At 33.8% G+C, this 24,035-nt stretch carries 13 protein-coding genes and 3 pseudogenes; 2 read left to right on the top strand and 14 right to left on the bottom strand.

Annotated elements, in window-relative coordinates; all coding sequences use genetic code 11:
• Window positions 1-257: 257 nt before the first annotated feature.
• Together AC0OM3_RS26875 and AC0OM3_RS26870 are read right to left on the bottom strand one after the other, a co-directional pair.
• On the bottom strand, window positions 258-761 hold the full coding sequence (locus tag AC0OM3_RS26875) for a nitrous oxide reductase accessory protein NosL (RefSeq protein WP_474213257.1): 504 nt from the start codon (window positions 759-761) through the stop codon (window positions 258-260).
• Window positions 762-896: 135 nt separating this feature from the next.
• Window positions 897-1,151, bottom strand: coding sequence for a hypothetical protein (locus tag AC0OM3_RS26870; protein WP_120460247.1), 255 nt, complete (start codon window positions 1,149-1,151; stop codon window positions 897-899).
• 254 nt (window positions 1,152-1,405) lie between these two features.
• Between AC0OM3_RS26870 and AC0OM3_RS26865 the strand changes: the two genes are divergently transcribed.
• On the top strand, window positions 1,406-2,710 hold the full coding sequence (locus AC0OM3_RS26865) for a CitMHS family transporter (protein WP_000880465.1): 1,305 nt from the start codon (window positions 1,406-1,408) through the stop codon (window positions 2,708-2,710).
• A 46-nt stretch (window positions 2,711-2,756) separates the two neighbouring features.
• Here AC0OM3_RS26865 and AC0OM3_RS26860 read toward each other — a convergent pair whose 3' ends face one another.
• The 7 genes and pseudogenes from AC0OM3_RS26860 to colA form a co-directional block, all read right to left on the bottom strand.
• Window positions 2,757-3,449, bottom strand: coding sequence for a response regulator (locus AC0OM3_RS26860; RefSeq protein ID WP_046946723.1), 693 nt, complete (start codon window positions 3,447-3,449; stop codon window positions 2,757-2,759).
• 2 nt (window positions 3,450-3,451) lie between these two features.
• Window positions 3,452-5,059, bottom strand: coding sequence for an ATP-binding protein (locus AC0OM3_RS26855; protein WP_074594042.1), 1,608 nt, complete (start codon window positions 5,057-5,059; stop codon window positions 3,452-3,454).
• Window positions 5,060-5,210: 151 nt separating this feature from the next.
• Window positions 5,211-6,071 carry a methyl-accepting chemotaxis protein gene (locus AC0OM3_RS26850; RefSeq protein ID WP_374221656.1) on the bottom strand — a complete coding sequence of 287 codons (861 nt, stop codon included), beginning with the start codon at window positions 6,069-6,071 and terminating at the stop codon, window positions 5,211-5,213.
• An 81-nt stretch (window positions 6,072-6,152) separates the two neighbouring features.
• Window positions 6,153-7,187, bottom strand: a pseudogene (locus AC0OM3_RS26845) (HAMP domain-containing protein); the annotation flags it as partial.
• Window positions 7,188-7,435: 248 nt separating this feature from the next.
• Window positions 7,436-9,010, bottom strand: coding sequence for a flotillin family protein (locus AC0OM3_RS26840; RefSeq protein ID WP_000155019.1), 1,575 nt, complete (start codon window positions 9,008-9,010; stop codon window positions 7,436-7,438).
• A 12-nt stretch (window positions 9,011-9,022) separates the two neighbouring features.
• A complete protein-coding gene (locus AC0OM3_RS26835) occupies window positions 9,023-9,571 on the bottom strand; it encodes an NfeD family protein (protein WP_474213256.1) in 549 nt (182 codons plus the stop codon).
• A 294-nt stretch (window positions 9,572-9,865) separates the two neighbouring features.
• Window positions 9,866-12,763 carry a collagenase ColA gene (colA, locus tag AC0OM3_RS26830; protein WP_199697166.1) on the bottom strand — a complete coding sequence of 966 codons (2,898 nt, stop codon included), beginning with the start codon at window positions 12,761-12,763 and terminating at the stop codon, window positions 9,866-9,868.
• Window positions 12,764-13,009: 246 nt separating this feature from the next.
• Here colA and opuD point away from each other — a divergent pair, with 246 nt between their 5' ends.
• Window positions 13,010-14,560, top strand: coding sequence for a glycine betaine transporter OpuD (gene opuD, locus AC0OM3_RS26825; RefSeq protein WP_000591571.1), 1,551 nt, complete (start codon window positions 13,010-13,012; stop codon window positions 14,558-14,560).
• A gap of 79 nt (window positions 14,561-14,639) precedes the next feature.
• Here opuD and AC0OM3_RS26820 read toward each other — a convergent pair.
• From AC0OM3_RS26820 to AC0OM3_RS26800, 5 genes and pseudogenes are all read right to left on the bottom strand, one after another.
• Window positions 14,640-14,810, bottom strand: a pseudogene (locus tag AC0OM3_RS26820) (GNAT family N-acetyltransferase); the annotation flags it as partial.
• Window positions 14,811-14,932: 122 nt separating this feature from the next.
• Window positions 14,933-17,914, bottom strand: a complete 2,982-nt coding sequence (locus AC0OM3_RS26815) for a leucine-rich repeat domain-containing protein (RefSeq protein WP_474213255.1) — start codon at window positions 17,912-17,914, stop codon at window positions 14,933-14,935.
• Window positions 17,915-18,043: 129 nt separating this feature from the next.
• Window positions 18,044-19,220, bottom strand: a pseudogene (gene yhbH, locus AC0OM3_RS26810) (sporulation protein YhbH).
• A 452-nt stretch (window positions 19,221-19,672) separates the two neighbouring features.
• Window positions 19,673-21,568 (bottom strand): PrkA family serine protein kinase, encoded by a 1,896-nt coding sequence (locus AC0OM3_RS26805; protein WP_000353281.1) that lies wholly within the window; start codon window positions 21,566-21,568, stop codon window positions 19,673-19,675.
• Window positions 21,569-21,953: 385 nt separating this feature from the next.
• Window positions 21,954-24,023: a sensor domain-containing protein gene (locus AC0OM3_RS26800; RefSeq protein ID WP_474213254.1), complete on the bottom strand. Its 2,070-nt coding sequence runs from the start codon at window positions 24,021-24,023 to the stop codon at window positions 21,954-21,956.
• Window positions 24,024-24,035 lie beyond the last annotated feature (12 nt).

The following is a 24,035-nucleotide window of genomic DNA, read 5'->3' as shown; positions in this document are numbered from 1 at the left end:
GTGGGGGTTTTGTTCATCCACCACTAATTATTAGCCCACACCAGTCGGGCTTTTACGGGCAGCCCGACTCCACCTAACTTCTTTGCTTTCACTAAATTTTGAGGTGGAGATCTTACTGCCCGTTAATGCGGGATAAATGATTGCTTTAGGTTACTATATTCCATTGTAACCGTTCTTCTAAAAATTTTACACCTTTTCTATATTTGCACCTGAGTAATAATAGAAAAAGACAACTATATAGTTGTCTTTTTCTATTATTAATGATGTCCACCATGATTTCCTGCTTTCGGTTTCCCCATCATCTCTTTATTCATTTCCCATTTATGCTCTGCTAGCTCTTTATACGAAAGAACTTTCCCCTTATAGTTAGATACAAAGCTCTCTGCATCTTTTTTATTTTTAAATGAAATGACATTATAAGCCATCGGTGTCGTTATTGTTTTATCATATACGTAAGTAGCGTCTTCTAACAAAATCCAATCTTTCGAATCATAATCTCGGACAAATTTCTCTTTCGTCTTTTCATCTGAGTTAATCTCCATCCATTTATACATACAACCGATATCATCAAACTTTAACGCTGTTCCATTTTCTAAAATAATTTCTGTTGCAAATTGATTATCTGTTACCCCAATTTGGCAAATATCACATTTATCATGTTTCTCATCAATGGCAACAGCTGCTGTTTCCTTTTTTCCACACCCGACTACCGTAAATACGAAACATAAACATATAGCAAGTACGACATATTTTACTTTCATCAATATTCCTCCCTAGAAACCGTATACTCCACGAAAAGAATACCAAAAGGTTGTGTGAGATTTGTGAAAAAACAATGTGCTTTTTGTAATATAGGAAACAAACAAAGATGTGTAGTTATTTCTACACATCTCTCATCACTCGCAACCTGTAATTAACAAATCATCTTCTAACTTAACTAATAATGTATCCGCACTAATTTCCTGTCCAACTTCTACATTTACCAACCTTATATTTCCACTAATCCCGACTGCGATTTTTTTAAGCTCACCGTCATTTTTTCGGATCATCAGTAATTTTTCCCATTCATATACGTAAGAAGATTCATTAATAAAAATCTCCTCTACTTTTCCTTCATAAGAGCTATAAACCTCTTCAATTCTCGTTTTCATATAACATCTACTCCCTATTTCACACTTCACTATTTTCATCTTATTCTACCATTCTTACGAGGAGCAGCTTACTTTTTAAAAATTCAAATTAACTACCGTGAACAAAATGAACAAAATAAAAATTATGCTTCTAATGATGTTATTTTTCAAATTATTTACCATTTGAATAGATGCTTTTATTATAAATAAAAAACCTTTTTCTGAATTTTTATTCTATTTTGAAAGCGCAATCATTCTTTTGAGGGGGAAATTACATGTTAGCACTACTTGGATTTGCGATGGTATTTGTCTTTATGTTTTTAATTATGACGAAACGTATGTCAGCGCTAGTAGCATTAATATTAATTCCGAGTGTTTTTGCATTAATTGGCGGATTCTATGCCAATATGGGGCCTATGATGTTAGAGGGGATTCAAAAGTTAGCACCTACTGGTATTATGCTTATGTTCGCTATTTTATATTTTGGGATTATGATTGATAGCGGTTTATTCGATCCTGTCATTAGTAAGATTTTAAAATTTGTAAAAGGAGATCCTTTAAAAATCGTTATCGGAACGGCTATATTGACTATTATCGTTTCTCTAGATGGTGACGGTACAACAACATACATGATTACAGTTTCCGCAATGTATCCACTATATAAGCGCCTTGGAATGAACCCCCTCATATTAGCTGGAGTTGTTATGTTAGGGGCGGGGGTAACAAATCTTACACCTTGGGGTGGACCCACAGCTCGTGTTATGAGCGCACTTGGACTTGAGGCTTCCGAATTATTTACACCTCTTATTCCAGGAATGATTGCTGGTGCAATTTGGGTTGTTTTCGTTGCCTACTATCTTGGAAAAAAAGAAAGAAAACGTTTAGGAATTATGGATGTACAGTATTTAAAACAAATGCAAACAATGGATGAGCAAGCTGCAACTGTTGAAGCCGCAGTGCATAAACGTCCTAAACTTCTATGGATTAACTTTTTATTAACCGCTACATTACTTGTCTGTCTCATACTAGAAGTTATGCCGTTACCTGTTTTATTTACAATCGCTTTTGCTATCGCTGTTATGATTAACTATCCAAACTTAGAGCAACAGAAAGAACGTATTGCTTCTCATGCAGGGAATGTATTAGCAGTTGTTTCTCTCGTATTTGCTGCCGGTATTTTCACTGGTATTTTATCTGGAACAAAAATGGTAGATGCAATGGCTAACAGTGTAGTAACTCTTATACCAGATGCACTTGGACCACAATTGCCAATTATTACAGCACTTCTCAGTATGCCATTCACATTTTTCATGTCCAATGATGCATTTTACTTTGGGGTATTGCCTATTTTAACGAAGGCTGCTGCTACTTACGGAATTAGTGCAGCTGAAATGGGACGCGCTTCCTTACTTGGGCAACCCATTCACTTATTAAGTCCTCTTGTCGCTTCCACTTATTTATTGGTCGGAATGGCCAAAGTTGATTTCGGTGAACATCAACGCTTCACTTTATTGTGGGCCGTTGGAACGACAATGGTTATGTTAATTACCGGTATTGTAATTGGGATTATTCCAATATAAGATGCAAAAAAACAGTAGAAGAAATAAAATCCTCTACTGTTTTTTATTATGAAGAAGTAAGAAAATAACGCCTCTCCGGTCTCCCAACACTTCCATATATTAGCTCTGCGTGGACTTTCTTCCCAGATATCAAATACTCTAAATAGCGCCTTGCCGTTGATCGGCTTACTCCAATCATTGAGCTTAACATTTCTGCTGTAATCCCTTCTTCATTAACTGTTAACATATGCTTTTTTACTTTCGCTAAAGTATAAGGATCTATCCCTTTCGGGGCATATTCTATTTGATCTCCCTTCACGCCTCTTTGAGACCATAAATATTCAATTTGTTCCGTAGATAATTGATTGTTCTTCTTTAACTGTATAATCTTTTTTTGATAGCCTTCTAGACTTGCTTTAAATCGATCAAACATTAGTGGCTTTACGATATAATCTGTTACTCCGCCCCGCAGGGCGTGCCTCACTACATCTGTTTCCGATGCCGCTGTAATCATAATGATATCTGTATCGTGCAAATGATTCCTAATATATGTGACAAGTTCCGTTCCTTGCATATCAGGTAAGTACACATCTAATAACACGAGCTGTGGCTTCACAAGCTCTAGCCATTCTTTCGCTTGTTCTCCAGTCGTTGCCGTTCCAATTACTTTAAATCCCTCAATTTTTTCAGTAAAACGACGATGAATGTCAGCAATCCGAATATCATCTTCTACAATTAATACTTCAATCTCCTCACCCATTACTATTCGCCTCTCTCTTTCGGTAGTGCAATAATAAATAACGCACCACCTAAATCCCCTTTTTCAATTGCAATACTTCCATTTAAATCTTCTACTAACTCTTTCACTTTTGCTAATCCATATCCTCGCTCTCCTCCTTCTTTCGTCGAAAAGCCTTTATAGAATATGCTAGTAATTATTTCATCATGAATCCCTTGCCCTGAATCTTCCACTTCAATTAATATTTCTTCTCCAATATCAGTTACAAACATCCTTACTTTCTTATCATTCTCTTCATTTTTTTCAATTGCTTCAAATGCATTCGTAATTAAATTCCCTAAAATAGAAACGACATAATTACTCTCAATATGTGGACTTACTTTGTCTAAACCACTTTCTCTATCTAGCATAAAATCAATCTTCAACTCTCGTGCTCTATTATAAAATCCAATTAAAATTCCACCTAGCCATGGATTTTGAATCCGCTTCATAATAAATTGAACAAAATCTTGATATACCGCTGTTTCCTTATGAATAAGCTCTAAAGCATCTTCGTATGATTCTAATTGAATAAGACCTGAAAGCGTATACAATAAATTGTTATATTCGTGCGTTTGCGCTCGTAATGCCTCTGTATATTGCTTCGTCTGAGATAATTCTGCTGTTAACTGATCCATTTCAGATTTCAAACGTAAGCTCGATACAACGCCAGTTACTTTATTCTTTACTTTAATAGGTAGACGGTTCGCAATAACAGCCTGTCCTTTTATATTTAATTGGCGATCAAACTGTTCTTCACCAGTTTGAAGTACATCTAGTATCGTTGAATTAGGAATTACATTTAAAATAAATTCCCCAATAATATTTTGTTGTTTATCTAGCGAAAGAATATCATAGGCTGCTTGATTGACTAAACTAATCATGCCATTTTTATCGATTACAATAATCCCTTCACGTACAGATTGAATCACTGTACTATGCTCTTCATATAAAGATGAAATTTCTTCTGGTTCCATACCGAACATCATTCTTTTTATACTTGCCGCTAAATATATAGAGCCGATTACTCCAATTAATAGCCCTATTATTGTAATCCAAAATACACGCTTTCCATACACCTCTACCGCTCCATGAATATCATCCATTGAAAATCCAACAGACACCACACCAATGATTTCATTTTCCTGATTACGGATTGGAACTTTTCCACGTAATGAAGGGCCTAATGATCCAGTTGCTTTCGAAACATATGATTTTCCTTCTAATAAAACACCTTTGTTATCTCCACCAATCATCGCTTCTCCTATTTTATCTCGCTCAGGATGCGCATATCGAATCCCCTCTTTATTTCCAACTACAATGAAGTCAGCCTCTGTATCCATTCGAATTCTTTCTGCAATCGGCTGAATGATAGAAGCTGGGTTTTCTTTTTGAAAAGCTTCCTTTATTTCAGGTATAGCAGCAACTGTTTTCGCAACATGCAAAGCTCGTTTCCCAATTTGCTCTTCTACCGTTTCAGATAATATGTAATAAAATAAATAACTCGTTAGCATAAGTACAACTAAAATAAGTGTACTTATAGTTAATGTAATTCTCGGTTGGAGTTTTAATTTTTTAAATTTCAAAACCATTCCCCTAACATGATTAAAGATGGAATTTAAAGAATATACAGTCTCTTTAATTATACTTAATCATAACACGGTTACTCTATATCTCTTTCTTTTTCTCTTCATAAAAAAAGAAACGAAGTAAAATTATTACCTCGTTTCTTAATATTTGTTATTATACTTTAAACTTACTAATCATCTCTTGTAATTCTTCTGCCATTTGTGATAAATGGACTGCTGCTGCATTTATTTCATCTACTGAAGCTAATTGTTCCTCAGAGGAACCAGCAATATTTTGAACACTTGCTGCATTTTCTTCAATCGTAGCTGCAATTTCATTAATAGATGCACTTACTTGCTTTGCATCTACCGTCATTTGTTTTGCTACATCTACCATGCTATCAATTTGTACAACTGTATCATTTGTAGACTTCAATATTTCGGCAAAGCTTTGCTTCGTTTCATTTGCAACTACAAGTCCTGATTGTACTTCTGTTCCAACTTGATTCATAGAGCTTACTGTTTCTTTTATATCAAATTGAATCTCTTTCACTAGTTTCCCAATTTCCGTAGAAGACTGTCCTGATTGTTCTGCTAGTTTTCGCACTTCATCTGCTACAATTGCAAATCCTCTTCCTTGCTCTCCAGCTCTCGCAGCCTCAATTGCCGCATTTAACGCTAATAAATTTGTCTGTTCTGCAATATGTTGAATCACTTCGAGGATTGCTCCAATTTGTTTCGACTTATCGTCTAATAAACCAATGATTTTGTCTGACTGTGAAACAGACTCATGAATTAATTGCATTTGATTCACTGTTTGTTCAACTAACTTCCCACCATTTTCAGCTTTTTTCTTCGTATACATAGAGGCTGTAGATACTAATGAAGAACTATCTGCAACACGCTGAATTCCTTCTGTAACTTCTTCTAACAATGTTGCTCCTTCTTCAACTTCTTTCGTTTGTATTTCTGCACTACTTGATACTTGCTCTATCGCCTGTGTAATTTGTTCCGTTGCTTCGCTTGTCTGCTTCATACTAGCTGTTAATTCTTCTGAAGATGCCGCTACATGACTTGCTGAAGTGTTTATATTGGAAATGACACTTTGTAACGATGCAGCCATCTCGTTAAAACTTTCTCCTAGCTGTCCAATTTCATCTTTAGAATGAACTGTAATTGATTCTGTTAAATCACCTTCACTAATCTTCTTCGATGATATGACAAGTTGTTTTAACGGTTTAATAATAGACGCAATTATGAAGTAAATTACAATCCCACCGATTATTAGTGAAATTCCAAGAACAGTTATTGTTTTATAGAAAATAGGTTCAGCCGCTTGGATAATTTCTTTGGAAGGCATAATTCCTGCTATTTTCCATCCAGTTTTCTTATTCGTTTTAAAAGTGATATTGCGATCTTCACCATCTAATGAATAATGAACATCCCCAGCTTCCTGTTTATACAATTCTTTACTAAGTTTCTCTTCTAATTTCTCTCCTGGCTTCAGTGTCGGGTGCGCTACTACATTTTTATCTTGATCAAATATTGCTACATACCCTTCCTTACCGATATTAACCATCTTGGAAGTAGTAACAATATCATTAATGATTAAGTCAATCCCAAGAACGCCACTTTTATCCTCGTTTTGTTTTGCTAGTGTAATAACAATATTCCCTGTCGTTTTTGACTTATATGGAGGAGTTACAATTACTTCTCCGCTTTTCTTCACAGCCTCTTTATACCAATCTCTTTCTGTAGGATTATATCCATCTGGCATCTGAATAGCTGGTGATTGAATGAACTGTCCATTACTAGATCCTGTATAGATTGCTTCCATTTCTGGATGCAGTTTATTGTATTCTTCTAGTTTATTTTGTATGTTTTGAATTTGATCTGCTTGGTAACTTGATTGTGTGAATAATTTCGTAAAATAAGTTGCATCTACTTTTTTACTATCCAATTCTTTATTAATTACATTATCCAAAATTTTTATATTATCTTTAGCCGAGTTTAAAATCGTTTCATTAAAATTCGTCTTCGCCTGTTGATAAGACGTCCAACCAATTACAATACTTGGAAGAATTAAAATAATAATAAATGATACAAGTAACTTTGTTTTTAAACTACTACTCCTTAATTTCCCTTGAAACATACTTCTACCCCTCCATGCCGTTTTAAATGTAATTAATTAACATTTAATCTTTCTATAAAAATAATACGATTTAAATGTATCGATGAGACTCTCTATTTTTTCTACATCATAAAGAATCGATACATATCTTTTTCATTCTATATAAATTAAATAATTAAAACAATGTATAAAAATGTATATTATTCGAAATATTATAATTCATGGAAGAACCTCTAGTATTTCACTTACTAGAGGTTCTTTCCACCTTACTATTCTTTATCTTTTTCTACTTCTTTTTTCTCATCTTCTACTACAGATACAACAGGTTTATCGCTTGATAATTGTTGTACCGCTCCTTTTCCTGCAAATCCTTCTAATAGCTCTTTTAAGTCAATTCCAGAAGAAGCTTTTAACGTTTCTTGCATCGTTGCCATTAAATCAGTCGCATAACCTGCAACTTTTCCGGCCCCGCTATTTTTACCACCGCCGCCTGTATCGACAACTGTGATTTTATCAATGTTACTAAGCGGACTTGCAACTTCCTTCGCATAACTTGGAAGCATTTTAAGAACCATATCCATAATTGCTGCTTGACCATATAATTCAAATGCTTCGGCAATTTTTTGTTTCGCTTCTGCTTCTGCTAAACCTTTTAATCTAATAACATCTGCTTCCGCCGTACCTTGTGCTTTTTGTACTTCCGCTTTTGCTTGACCTTGCGCTTTTTCGATTTCCGCCTTCGCTAAACCTTCTACACGTACTTCTTCCGCACGAGCTCTCGCTTCAGCTTCAATCTTATATTGATCCGCATCTGCCTTTTTAATTTGTTTTACTTTTTCTGCTTCCGCTGATTGCTCAACAGCATAGCGATCTGCATCTGCTTTTTTCTTAACTTCTGCATCATATTGCTTTTCACGACGCGCAATCTCTTTTTCTTCTAACTCGATTTGCTTTTCACGCTCAATGATTTTAACGCGCATTTGCTCTTCTGTAACACCTTGTTGTGCTTTCGCTTGTTGTAATTCGTAAGAAAGATCCGCGTCTGCTCGAGCTTGTTCTTGCTCTCTCTTATAAGATTGTACTTTTAATTCTTTATGTTTTTCAGCTTCAGCGATTTGAGCATCACGTTGATATTCAGCTTCTTTTGCTTCTTTCTCAGCACGAGCTTTTTCAATACGAGCTTCTTTTTCACGCTCTGCATTCGCAATTGTTGCATCACGCTTCACTGTCGCAATTTGCGGCTGACCAAGTGCATCTAAGTAACCATTCTTATCCATAATTTCTTTAATTGTAAAGGAAACGATGCGAAGACCCATTTTCTTTAAATCAGTAGAAGCTACTTCATGTACTTTTTGAGCAAATTGCTCTCTATTACTATACGCATCTTCTACTGTCATAGAAGATAAAATCGCACGTAAATGACCTTCTAAAACTTCTTTTGCTTCTACTTTTAACTCTTCTGTTTCTTTTCCTAAATATTGCTCAGCTGCTGTAGATACTTCTTCAATCGTAGAACCTACTTTAATAATAGAAACACCATTTACTGTAACTGGAACACCTTGCTTCGTATACGTATCACGTGTACCCACTTCTAACTTATAGTTTAATAGGCTTAAAGGCTCTGCTCGTTGCATAATTGGAACTACGAATGTACCGCCACCGCGAATAATCTTAATCTTCTTTCCATCATCAGTGGTAACTACATTTTTTCCGCCACCAAGCCAGTTCCCTGTAACAATTAACGCTTCATCTGGACCAACCGTACGATACTTCGTAATGAATACTAAAATGAGTAGAATTAAAATTGCCAGTAAAACTCCACCGATAATTAATGGAATCGTCATGTAAATTCCCCCTTATAATTTTGGTTTTTTTAAAGAATAAGCGATGTTTTGTACAAGTAAAACACCATCTTGGACTCCCTCGATAATAACCTCTGTTCCTTGCGAAATATCTTTTTTTCCAACAGTTTTAGCTGGGATTGCATTACTTCCAAATTGGGATAAAATTAATACTTCACCAAATCCTTCTGTAGGAATTGTCGTAATGACTTCTCCTTTGCAACCGATAAATTCATCCATACGTTGTACGGTATTTTGTTCTGCTTCTGCAATCGGTTTTAAAATTAGTATTTTCATGATGAAAACACCAATAAAGGATATAGCACATGCAGCCCCGAAAATAAGAATGCTATTAAAGGAAAATAAATATTCTCCTATATAACTAAGCCCACATAACATGGCGAAAAAACTAAGTAATAAAGTAACTACGGATACCGATCCGCCTCCAAAACTAAATATGGATTCAAATATATCTCCAAAAAAGATATAAATCACAGTGAGTATAGTAGCAATAATAAATCCGTATAAATAAATTGTTTCAAGTGGATAACCAAATAAAACCATTTCTTATCCCCCTCTCTTAAACAATCCCTTTTTTGTTATGTGTATGCCCCACCTCTTTCAAAGATTATAGTTCTTAATTTTCAGTTATTTATCTTTTAAAGAAAAACCTGTAAGACAGGCCTCTAAAAAAGAACAGGAGAAACCTATTGTGACAGGCTCCTCCTAGAAAATAACCGATATATTATATATCTATATAATATACTATTTTCCACAAAAAGTAAAGTTAAACATACATTGGAAAAGCACTTATTTTCCCCCGCGTTAACGGGCAGTAAGACTCCCACTGATTAAAGTTCACTTTACTGATAATGAGTACGTTCCATCGCCATTATCATATTTATATACATACAAGTAATACTTGCCTGGTTTTGCATTAAATTTCGCTTCTATATGATTCCCATTGGCTTGACCGTAAGCTGCATAATTTTGCATATCTGATTCATGGTGAAGTACCCATGTCATCCCAATTCCATACTCATTTAAAACAGAAATGTCGATATCTTTCGCTGATGCTACATTAAATGTATAAACATCAGTGTGGTCCCCGCCAATAAGACTGCCTTTTATCGTACTATTTAGCCCGATACGATTTGCTTCTTCTGGATAATTATTTGGTTCTGATTCTGTTAAACTTCCATCTTTAATCGTAACAGTTGTTTCGCTTCTGCTCTCTTTGCCTTTATCATCTTTTACTCTTAACGATACTTTATAAGAACCTTCTCTTTCATATACATGTACTGGATTCACTTCTGCACTTGTGCTTCCATCTCCAAATTCCCATAAATAAGAAACAATTTTTCCATCTTCATCGTTTGATCCATCACTTTTAAATTGAATTCCCTCTTTTACAAGACCGCTATAAGGGCCATTTATATTAACCGTTGGAGCTTTATTTTCTCCATCATCTTTTGCGATTCCATGGAAGACTACATCATATTCAAATTCATTTGAACTATTCACACGATAATTGACGAAGTATGCTGTAACAGTTTTGTAGCCACTCCATTCTTTTTGCGCCAATTGTTCTAAAGATTCATTTACTCTTTTACTCATTGCTTTCCAATCTTCTGATTCACCTTTTGTGACACTGCCTGTATACGTACCTTCTAATGTAAATGTATTAAAGAATTGAGAATTATGTTTTGTCATTTTTGTATCTTTCATAGGCAACGTATCACTAATTTCTTTTTTCACTTCAGTTAACGATTTCGGTGCATGTTCAGCTAAATAATCATCTGCTACTTCCGGTACATTATATTTATCTTGATTATCAATTAACTGCTGCATATACTCTTGATACTCTTTATTTAACTTAGGATCTTTACTTAGATTTTCACGATATGCATCATAATTTTTCACGTCATTCGCACGAATCAAATCTTGAATTTTATCAAACGTTTCAAACTGATGCGTATATAAGTAAGACTGCAATGCGAACGAGTAATTATAGAAATCCCAAGAACCGTATTTAGCAAATAGTGTACGCTCTGCGGTATAACGGCTTGCAGGATCAGATGATAATCCGCTAATTATACTCTTTCTTGGTACAACGTTATTCGTACGAGTAGATCCTGCGAAAAACTCTGCATTTCCTTCTTGGAACCAAGTTAGCCTTTCATTTTGATACATATCTCCTCTTCCAAATAAACCAGGAACTTCATATCTCCCTTGCAGATAATGAGTAAATTCATGACGGAATAACTCTTCTAAACTATAAATACTTTGCTCCGGTGTACGCTCATATGTAAAGAATGTACCTGTCTCTTCAATATAAATTCCACCGTTGTTTGTTTCATATCCATACAATTGTCTATTTAACTGATATTCATCTGGACTATTATAAATTACGATCGTTAATACATCATCCGCATTTCCTGGCTCTAACGCTTTGTCATTTCCAATTACACGGTGATACTGTGCCTTTACTTCCTTCGCAGCCCAATATAGTCTCTTAATTTTTTCTTCTGATACTTTATCTCCTGTTTTGAACACAATTGATCCATCGTCGAATGTATACGTTTTTGGTAAGTATTGCTCTTTTCCTTCTTTACGTATTTTCTCTAAATCTACTGTATTCCCGCTATAATCTTTACCATTATAATTTGTTGTAATTTGTTCTACCGCAACAAAATACGGTTCACTTAAGCGCGGGTACATATGCATTGCTTGTGTAACAACCTCTAATCCTTTATTTGGATTGCTATGAAACTTCCCTAAACGGCTAGCAAAATAAATGCCATTATTAACGAGCCATTTATTTTCTGGCGTTACTTCATTTAGAAGAGCAATACGATTTATTTCATTAATAAACCCATCTACTTTTCCATACCACATCGTTTCATTCGCTTCTTTACGAGCCTCAGTTAAGTACGACTGTATATCATAGTCAATACCTTGCATAATATCGTATATTGCTTGTCCCTTCATTCGATCATTTACATAAGTAGTATAATTATCATTGTATTGCTTTAAAATATTCGATGCGTATTGAACCGTTTCAACATCGCTTGAAGCATTACTAATTAATTTACCGTATGCAGATACGACTGTATCTTGTTCAACTGTACCAAGCTTAAAGTTTGGATTTTTTGCGATTGCTTTTAAAGCAGGTAAACATTTATCCTGAAAGCTTCTTTCATTTAAGTCGCTTAATTCACTATTATAAAATGCAAGATAAAAAGCTGAACGCAGCACTTCAGTAAACGTTTGAATTCCTTTTGAATCATCTTTTGTAAATGTACTACCTCTATGAGCTAATTCATCTATAATGACTTGCATTTTTCCTTTATCTTTATAAAAAGCCTTTGCATCTTCATTAAACTGGAATAAGTCTGTAATTTGGTGCCACTTAATACTGCCTAACGTTTCAACTAATTCTTGATCATTCATTTTGTTTAAATCAGCCATTGAATAGCTTTCTTTAACTTGCTTTACTGCAGTTTTCTTCGTAATAGATGCTGGTCGCTGTGAAAAATCTCCTACTTTTAAACGTTCTTGAAATGATAAAGTTTCATCAACTTTTGAAATATGTCCAACTTCATCTACCGACTTTTCAATTCCAACCGGTTTCGTTTTCAACACGTTATACGGTACTTTTTCTTCCGCTGCTGCATGAGTTTGAAGTGCGCCTAACGATAAAGCCATTGTACTAATGCTAAGCATCACTTTATTGATCTTTGATTTCTTGTTCATATCCTTGCCCCCTATTTTAATATTCCATTCAAGAATTTAACATAAAATCCAGATGTAACAATATAAAATGCAATATTTCATATTATTTCTTCCTATAATTTGTACATATCGTGAACACATTTCTCTTTACCTCCCTAAAACAAATTGCATCCTTTCACATTATAAAAAGGGAATTTTTTGACAATTAAAAACTTAATTGTTATGATTATTATAATTGTTAACTTTATTAAATAAGGGTGGGATTCTATGATAAAAAAAGAAAACAGTGTATTTTATATCTCCTTCTTGCTAACAACATTATTCATTATATGGGGAATTACCCCAGCAAGTTGGATACAAGGCTACGATTTACAAAGTGTTACATCTTCTTTAAACTCATTTATCCTCAATAAATTTGGATGGTTTTACTCTCTACTTATGACTACAATGATTATTTTGGCTGCTTATTTAGCATTTTCTAAGTACGGTTCTATTCGTCTTGGTAAAGATGGAGAAAAACCAAAATATAATTATCCATCTTGGCTATCCATGTTGTTTGGGGCAGGAATGGGAATTGGACTCCTTTTTTATGGAATCGCTGAACCGATTTCACATTTTACAGATCCATTAACAGGAAAAGCAGGTACAGAAGAAAGCGCCAAACTCGCTATGCAATATTCATTTTTCCACTGGGGACTCTTTCCGTGGTCACTATACGCAATGGTCGCTTTAACAATTGCATATTTCACATTCCGCAAACAAAAAGGTAGCACTATCGGGGCTACAGTTACTCCATTATTTAATCGATCGAAAAATTCCCGTATCGGAAAAACAGTTGATATTTTAGCTGTTTTAGCTACAGTATTTGGCATTGTACCATCTGTTGGGATTGGTGCTCAACAAATTGCTGGGGGATTAAGCTATTTATTCCCTTCTATTCATAACACTTTACTTACTCAGCTCGTACTTATAGCTATCTTCGCCGCTTTATATTTAACAAGTGCACAAACCGGCTTAGATCGTGGGATTAAATATTTGAGTAACTTGAATTTCTCTCTTGCAGGTATTTTACTCGTCTCTTTCTTACTTTTAGGACCAACTGTATTTATTATGAAATACTTTACCTCTACACTCGGTTCTTATATCGGGGCTTTACCTAGTATGGGATTAAATTTAGGAGCATTTAATGAAAAATCCTCTTCTTGGATTGAAAACTGGACTATTTTCTATTGGGGATGGTGGATCTCTTGGTCTCCATTTGTCGGTACATTTATCGCCCGTATTTCTAAAGGACGCACAATAAAAGAATTTATTTTTGGAGTTGTATTAGTCCCGACTCTTATCTGTACATTTTGGTTTGCAGTATTTGGTGGTACCGCAATCCATATGGAAATGTTCCAATCGCTTGGAATAGCTGATGAAATTGCAAAAAATGGTACAGAGATTGGATTATTTGCTGTTATTTCACATCTACCATTCTCTACATTTTTAACGATTATCGGGTTAATTTTAGTAGCCACATTTTTCGTTACTTCTGCCGACTCGGCAACATTTGTTGTTTCAATGCAAACGAGTAACGGAAGCTTATCACCGAAAAATAGTTTAAAACTTATATGGGGATTAACAATCGCGATAATTGCCGCTATTTTATTACAAGCTGGAGGATTAAATGCACTACAAATTGCAGCTATAATCGCAGCACTACCATTTTCTATCGTAGTCGTTCTTATGGTTGCTTCGCTCTTTAAAGAGCTACGAAAAGAAGATGTTAATTTGCAAACGAAAGAAGTGCCGAAAAAAATAAAAAAGGTTATGTAACGATTGGCGCCTCAAATCACTTCTAAATCCGTAATAAAACCCATTCATATGAAATATCATTTTCATATGAATGGGTTTTTCACTCTATTATATAGTGTTGTAAACATGCTTTTTCCTCAAAACCTACTTTCTTGTACAATTTCATCGCATGATCATTATTCGTATTCAAACATAGTACTATCTCTCTCATCCCTTGGAAAGAGAAAATATACTGAATTGCAACTTGTAATAACTGCTCTCCGACACCTTTTCCATTTATATCCCCCTTAAAAAAGACATTATCATAAGCCTATTTCAAAATGAAACTGCCATGATAATGTCTTCTCAAAAACTTATACAATTATTTTACAATATAATAAGATAACACGTTATTTATTTCTTAAATAATCTCTTTCTAAATACAAACATACTCAGTGCTGAAAGAACTAATGCTACGCCTGAAAGTAACTTTGATGTATTCGCTTGTCCACCTGTTGCTCCTAATGATTTCTTACTTTCTTCCTGTTTATTAGCAACTGGGTTATTTTCTTTCATAACTTGATGATTCATGTTTTGTTCTTGGACTACTTCGGATGGATTTACTGCTTCTTTTGAACCTTCAATTTCTTTTCCTGTTTCTTTCCCCTTCGCTTTCGACTCTTCAACTCCTGTTGTTAGCTCGTCCACTTCTTCTTTTGGCTCTTCAACTTCTTTTGCCGGTTCTTTCACTTCTTCTTTTGTTTCTTCAACTTCTTTTACCGGTTCTTTCACTTCTTCTTTTGTTTCTTCAACTTCTTTTACCGGTTCTTTCACTTCTTCTTTTGTTTCTTCAACTTCTTTTACCGGTTCTTTCACTTCTTCTTTTGTTTCTTCAACTTCTTTTACCGGTTCTTTCACTTCTTCTTTTGTTTCTTCAACTTCTTTTACCGGTTCCTTCACTTCTTCTTTTGTTTCTTCAACTTCTTTTACCGGTTCCTTCACTTCTTCTTTTATTTCTTCAACTTCTTTTATCGGTTCTTTCACTTCTTCTTTTGTTTCTTCAACTTCTTTTACCGGTTCTTTCACTTCTTCTTTCGGTATTAATGTTTCTACTATATTCTGAATTACAATGCCACTATATAATATGCCAGTCTCATAATGATCTGCATCTAAATCAAATTCATATATTTTTTCTCCTAAAGTACTCCAAATGATTCCCTCATCGGTAAGCGTTCCACCTTCACTCTTTAGTGTAATCTTTTCAATTGGCTCTCCCTCTAGATCATATACAGAAATTGTCACTTCTTTATTTATTTCTGCATCATCCAAAATGACCTTTTGCCTTCTAACATCAATTGTCCCCCACTGACCTAATTGTATTAATGGCCTTACATCACGAATCTCATTTTCAGCTAATTTTAAACTAAGTAAGTCTAACATTGAGCCAAGAACCGTTACATCTTTAATACGATTATCTGTAAGATTTAACCATTGCAAATTTTTCAATAAAGATAACGGTGTTGTATCTTCAATTTGATTATGAGATACATTTACATCGTTCAATTGTTTCAAGTTTGAGATAAACTCTATATTTTTTAGGCCTACTCCTTCTATAGTGAGTTTTTCTAAATTCGTCATGTACTCTAAACCTGTTATATCTTTTATCTCTTTTCCTTTTTCTTTAAGTATCTCTACTGTTTTAATCTGTAATAAATCTTCTTTTGTTATAGGAGCGTTTAAATTCTCTCTACCTAAATTCTCTTTATTAATATGTTGTTGTAAAGTTTTATCGAGAATTACATTTTGACTTTCTTTTTGTTTTTCAACTATATTCTGTATAACCGTACCATTAAATCTTATTTTACTTTCAGTAGAATTAGTATCTAGTTTAAATTCATATATTTTTTCTCCAGGACTATTCCATTTTATAAATCCGTTATTCAGAGTAGCCCCCTCACTTTTTACATTAATATTTTGAAGTGGCTCTCCTTTAAGGTTGTATACTGGGATTTTTATTTCTTCATCTACGCTTGCTTCATTTAAAAAGATTTTTTGTCTTTGAATGTCAATTGAAATTCGCTTACCTAATTCCTCAACAGGTCTTACGTCAGAAATTTCATTTGCTCCAAGATTTATCTCATGTAAATTTGTTAAGGTGCTCAGCGGCGATATATCAGAGATATAATTCTCTTCTAAATTCAGCACTTGTAAATTTCCTAATTGAGATAATGGTGATATATCTTTTATTTCACTATCAGCAATTTCTAGTTCAATAAGATTACTCATTTTACTAATAGATTCAACATTATTAATTTTATTGTTCCCTATCCATAATAGTTCCACATTATTTAATCGATCAATTCCATTAAGATCACTGATTTGATTATTTGCTAAGTATAATTGTTTCATAGTTGATAATGTAAATAATGGCTGGATATCTTTAATGTTATTACCGATTAAATCTAATGTTTTGATTTTTTTCATTTTACTTAATGGTGTAAGATCAGAAATTTTATTATCTCTTAAAAAAAGCATATTAATATTCTCTAATTGCCCAATTGGATGAATACTTTCAATTGAATTAGAAGTTAAATCAACGTACTTCAAACTTCTCAATTTCGAGATAGCTGATATATCTGTTACATTAGACTCTCGTAACGTCAACTTCTCTAAATTTGTCATATACTCTAAACCAGCTATTTCGTTTATCCCTTTACCTGAATAAATGGATAATGTTTTAATTTGTAATAAATCTTTCTTTGTGATTGGCGTATCTACATTATCTCTATCTAAGTTATATTTATTAATATATTTTTGTAATTGCTTATCTAATATTACATTTCCGTTTTCATCTTGTTGCTCCTCTTTATTTTCCTTTTGTTTTTCTGAAACATTGTTTTCTAAATTTATAGCATTTACTTCAAACTGCACTTGATATTTATTATTATAGGCCATCGTTGGAATATAAATATGCATTTGCATATTATATCTTTTTCCTAGTTCTCCAACTTCAAATTGAATAACCTTCGTCCCATTTTTCTTTTTGTCTTCTGATATGACCTTTACATCATGAAACACACCAGGGGTATGAATATCCTCTGTTTTCAAGTATTGGAAAAAATCACTATCACTTAACGTTGCTGTTACAATTTTCTTTCCATTCTCAATTGTTAATTTCGGATCCTTTATATAAACAGCTGCCATAGACTCTTCATTCGTTTTATCTTTATACGCTTTAATTACAGCGTCATATGTACCATCTTCTAAACCTTGTCCAGTTTTATTCGCCTCAATTGCTACTGCCGCTAAAGCAGGTGTTGAATAAACAGCAAATGGAAGTGATAACGCCGCCGCTATAATCATTGCATTTATACGTTTTCTTTTATTTTGTTTCAACTTTACATCTCCTCCGAAATATATAATTCGAAATGTAATCATTTCTCGAATAAATGATAATGATTTTCATTATCATTGTCAACTAGAGAAATAAAAAGTTTACAAAAAAAAGAACCTCTTTAAAAGAGGTTATGCCATTTTCTCACCTGATTCTTCTCTAAAAAAGCTTTTCATCGCATGAAACACGTTCTGCTTTCTGCTTTAAAATATAGTATCTAAAATTTTCATCTTTAATATTTTTATAGGCTGACATGAGTGTACTGTGGCGGTTATACTGATTTACTTCCCCATACCCAAACATATTACACTTCTTCATTAGCTCTTCAACAAGCTTTACACATCTAGCATTATCTGATGTTAAATTATCACCATCTGAAAAATGGAATGGATAAATATTATAGCGGTCTGGTGAATATTTATTATCGATTAGCTCGAGTGCTTTTTTGTATACAGAAGAACATATCGTTCCGCCACTTTCTCCTTTTGAGAAAAACTCTTCCTCTGGAACTACTTTTGCCTCCGTATGATGGGCAATAAATTCAATATCTACTGTTTCATACTTTGTGCGTAGAAATCTTGTCATCCAGAAAAAGAAGCTCCGTGCCATATATTTCTCCCATATTCCCATCGACCCACTTGTATCCATCATCGCTAACACAACAGCTTTTGAATCTGGCTTTAATACTTCATTCCAAGTGCGGAACTTTAAGTCTTCTTGGTGAATTGGATGAAAAGATGCTTTACCACTCATCGCATTTCGTTTATATGCGGATATCATTGTTCTTTTCTTATCAATATTTCCCCATAATCCTGTTTTTCTAATATCATTAAATTCAACATGTTCAATCCGGTTTTCATCCATTTCTTTTCTCTTTAAATTAGGCAGTTCTAACTCTCTGAAAAACGCTTGCTCTAATTCTAAAATAGAGACTTCAGCTTCATAGTAATCTTCCCCAGCTGCATCTCCTGCCCCTTGCCCTTTTCCTGGCCCTTTTTGTTTTTGACCACCTGATCCATCTCTCGCAACGACATCACCAACTTTGCTGTCACCGTTTCCTTGCCCAACATGTTTATTTTTATCATAATTGTATCTAATCTTATATTCATCTAGAGAACGAATTGGTATTTTTACAACATCCTTGCCATTAGACATAACTATACTTTCTTCTGTTACAAGATCGGGTAAATTATTCTTAATTGCCTCTTGTACTTTTTCTTGATGGCGCTGTTGGTCGTCATATCCTTTGCGATGGAGGGACCAGTTTTCCTGTGAAATCGTATAATTTGGTTGATTTTCTTCGCCCATTCCTTTCCCTCCTTACTGTAATTGTCTTCCTGTATGAACAGCAATCTATAAATTTTGTTCTATAATGTGCAAGCTAGAATGTTTGAAAGGTAACTGTCCACAGAAAATCATCCCATAAACATTTATAACGTTTTTCATACAATACCCCGAGCATCCTAAACAAAATTTTGCCACTCACATAATAGAAAGAAATATTCAGCCACTGATAAGAAAGAAACACAATGCATTGTTGCACACATTTTTACTTTGCAACATATTGTATTGTGTTGGCTTTTTTCGTATGAATGGTTGGTTACTCTATCATATGCATATTGTAAAAATAATTGACAATAAATTCATAAAATTGCATCTTAATTTATTATATTTGGACAAGGTATGACACTTTATACACATATGAACGTATAATAAAACGCTGTCCCGCAAAATACAAGAGACAGCGTTTTGTTATCAAACTATCGGTTTAGCAAACTACCTACATAGCGTAATAATTCATTCGCAGATGAAGAATTATAGCCGTGCTCATCAATTAAGCGTGCAACAACATCATTTATTTTCTTAAGCTGATTTTCGTCTGGCGTTTTCGTTGATGTTGTAATTTTCACTATATCTTTTAAATCAGCAAATAGTTTTTTCTGAATCGCTTCGCGAAGACGTTCATGTGAATTATAGTCAAAACGTTTTCCTTTACGCGCATAAGCAGAAATGCGAATTAAAATTTCTTCACGGAATGCTTTCTTAGCATTTTCTGAAATTCCAATTTGCTCTTCAATTGAGCGCATTAGCTTTTCATCTGGACTCATTTCTTCACCTGTTAATGGATCACGTAATTTCGATTTATTGCAATATGCTTCAACGTTATCTAAGTAATTATCCATAAGTGTCTTCGCTGATTCTTCATATGAATACACGAATGCTTTTTGTACTTCTTTCTTCGCAATTTCATCATATTCTTTTCTCGCTAATGAGATGAAATTCATATAACGCTCTCGATCTTCATTACTAATTGACGGATGCTGATCCAACCCGTCTTTGAGCGATCTAAGTACATCTAACGCGTTAATAGATGGTACCTCTTTTCGAATGATTGTAGACGAAATTCGGTTAATGACATAACGAGGGTCAATACCTTTCATACCTTCATCTTGATATTCACGTTGTAATTCTTCTACATCAATCGCATTATAACCTTCTACCGTTTCTCCATCATACAAACGCATCTTTTTAATTAAATCAATATCCGGACGCTTCGGATCTTTTAAACGAGTTAAAATAGTGAACATTGCTGCAACGCGAAGTGTGTGTGGTGCAATGTGAACATTCGATACATCACTTTCACGAATCATTTTTTCATAAATATGTTCTTCTTCACTTACCCGTAAATTATAAGGAACTGGCATTACAATAATTCTTGAGTGCAATGCTTCATTTTTCTTATTTGCTATAAATGAGCGATACTCTGTTTCATTCGTATGCGCTACAATTAATTCATCTGCTGAAATAAGCGCAAATCTTCCCGCTTTGAAATTCCCTTCTTGCGTAAGTGATAATAAGTGCCATAAAAACTTCTCATCGCATTTTAACATCTCTTGGAACTCCATCATTCCTCGGTTTGCCTTATTTAATTCTCCATCAAATCGATACGCACGCGGGTCTGATTCTGAACCATATTCTGCAATCGTAGAAAAGTCCAGACTACCTGTTAAATCTGCAATATCTTGTGATTTTGGATCAGACGGGCTAAATGTACCAATCCCTGTACGGCGATCTTCAGAGAAGAAAATACGCTCTACAACTACATCCTCAATTCTTGATCCGTATTCTTGCTCTAAACGCATGACATTTAGTGGTGATAAATTCCCTTCAATTCTAACCCCATACTCATCAAAGAAATCATCTCGTAAATGATGTGGAATTAAATGCAGTGGATCCTCGTGCATTGGGCATCCTTTAATTGCAAAAATTGCTCCGCGATCTGTTCTTGAATATGTTTCTAATCCTCGTTTCAACATTGTAACTAACGTTGATTTCCCTCCACTAACAGGACCCATTAATAATAAAATTCTTTTTCTAACATCTAATCGTTTTGCAGATGGATGAAAATATTCCTCTACAAGACGTTCTAGAGCATCCTCTAATCCAAAGAGCTGATTACTAAAGAAGTTATACTTTCTTCTACCATCAACTTCTTCAATTCCAGCATCTTTTATCATATTGTAAATGCGAGAGTGTGCTGTTTGAGCCACCCATGGTCTTTCTTTCACAAGCTCCAAATACTCCGCAAACGTACCTTCCCATTGTAAACGTTCTTCTGCTTCTCGGTGCTGTTCAATCTTTTTTAGAATATCCATTATAGCTCCTCCCCCATCTCCTTGTTCAATCGGATTATTATAAAAGGTATGCTAGGATGTCCTTAAACATTCTTTAAATCAAAACGAAATATATAATAGCACGCTAAAATTCTCTCCAAAATTCAAAGAAAATTCTGTATAATATAGGTATTAACGTTTTTACACTGCTATTCATTATAAATAAATTCTTTTCTTCTAAGAACCTTACATACATTTTGGATAATAAATAAAACTCATGAACCGAAAAAAGTAAGGAGGATATTAGTATGAAATTATTATTAATTTTAGGTGTATCACTCACATTTCTTACAGCTATTTTTACATCCGGTTACAACGACAAACCAGGTACACATAAAAAATGATGTGCTTTTAGCACATCATTTTTTTATTTATAATACATATTTTCCATATCATATTTGGATATTGGTCGGCTATAATAATAACCTTGTACAAGCTTCACATTCTTTTCTTTCAAAAACTGTATTTGCTCCTTTTTTTCTACTCCCTCTGCAATTACATTCAATTCTAAAGTATGAGCTAAATGAATAATTGCAGCTGTAATATTCGTATCACGTTCATCTATATGTATACCCTCCATAAAAGAACGATCAATTTTTAAAGTATCAATTGGATATGTTTTTAAATAACTTAAAGATGAATAGCCTGTTCCAAAATCATCTAAATGAATCTTTAAATTTTGTTCTTTTAATTGTATTAACACTCTCTTCGATATATCTTTATGTATAAGAGCTCCTTCTGTAACGTCTATCGCTAATAAATGAGCTGGTACATTGTACTTATGTAAAGCCCGTGTAATCATCTCTATTAATGTAATAGAACGAAAGTGTCTAGCTGAAATATTAACCGCAATTGGGACCACTTCATATCCTTTATTTAACCATTCGCGCAGTTGCTGACACACTTGATTTACTACCCATTCATCGAGCTTAATAATAAAGCCTGTTCTTTCTGCCAACGGAATAAATTGGTTTGGAGAAACAAGTCCTAATTCCTTATTCTCCCACCTTATTAAAGCTTCCATACTAGCTATTTTTTTCGTTTCAATATTAATTTGTGGCTGATAATATAAGAAAAATTCATTTTTTTCTATAGCACGATGTAACTGGTTTTCTATTATAAACCTTTGTTCACGCTCACAGTCTAATCCACTACAATAAAAATGATAATGTCCTTTTCCTTTTTCTTTTGCTTTTTCTAAAGCAGCATCGACTCTCTGAAATAGTATTTTTTCATCTTCTCCATCTGCTGGAGCCATTACAATTCCAATTGACGCACTTAAATATACATCTTCTTCTTCGATTACAAAAGATTCACTAATATTTTTCAGTATGCTTTTTGCAATTTCCTCTACATATTCTTTCGTTATATTTTCTATCAACATAACAAATTGATCATCGTGTTCTCTAAATAAGTGCATATCTTCTATTTTTAGATTGCTTAAACATTCTGTAACTTTTTGTAATACTTTATCTCCCTCTTTATGACCAAATGTATCATTAATACGATGAAACTCATCTAAATCTATAAATACAAGTGCAAAATTTACACTCTCATTTAAAAAAGTATTTAACTTATTTGTACATGAAATTCTATTCATTAATCCCGTTAACTGGTCATAGTAAGCTAAATATTCTGTTCGCATTTCGTTTAATACTTGCCTTGTAACATCTCTCGTAACAATATAAATCCCAACAATTTCACCGTTCACAATAATCGGGATAGTTCTCAAAGAAATATATAGCTCGTACCCTTCTTTATGAACATATTTCTTTGAAACAATTTGTTTTGCTTTTCCTTGCATCGATCCCTTAAATATAATTTGAAAATCTTTTTCATATTCTTTATTAATGAATTCAAAAATAAATTTATTATTTAATTCCTCATACCGGTATCCAAATATTTCATACGTTGCCGGATTTGCATATGTAACTCTCCCTATAGAATCTATAGATATAATTGAGTCATTATTATATTCCAGTAACGACTTAAATAACATTTGTTTTTCCTCTATCTCTGTCTTCTCCTCAATTTGAGCTGTAATATCTCTTGTAATACAAATAATAAATTGACATATTCCTTCTTCGTCGCAGACAGGATTAAGTGAAGATTCATAATGTATCTCACCTTTTGGTAAATTGACTACATCACAAAAGGTGTGTGCTTTCGCTTCTCTCACTACTTTTGCATATTGCCTTTGCAATATCCCCACTATATCTTTTGGTAATACTTCTGCAAAAGTTTTTCCATAGCACTCTTCGCTTAACCTAGCATAATCCATTCCTATTTTATTCACATACATATATTGAAACGTTTCATTATCAATAACTTTCAATATGAATACTAAATCTTGAATAGCATGTAATAATCCTTGTCTAATTAAATCCATATCTATCATACTTAAAAAGGTATTTTGATTACTATATTCTTCCTTCATATTTATCTCAAC

Source organism: Bacillus sp. FAU20, assembly GCF_056033865.1.
This window is presented reverse-complemented; position numbering and strand designations above follow the sequence as displayed.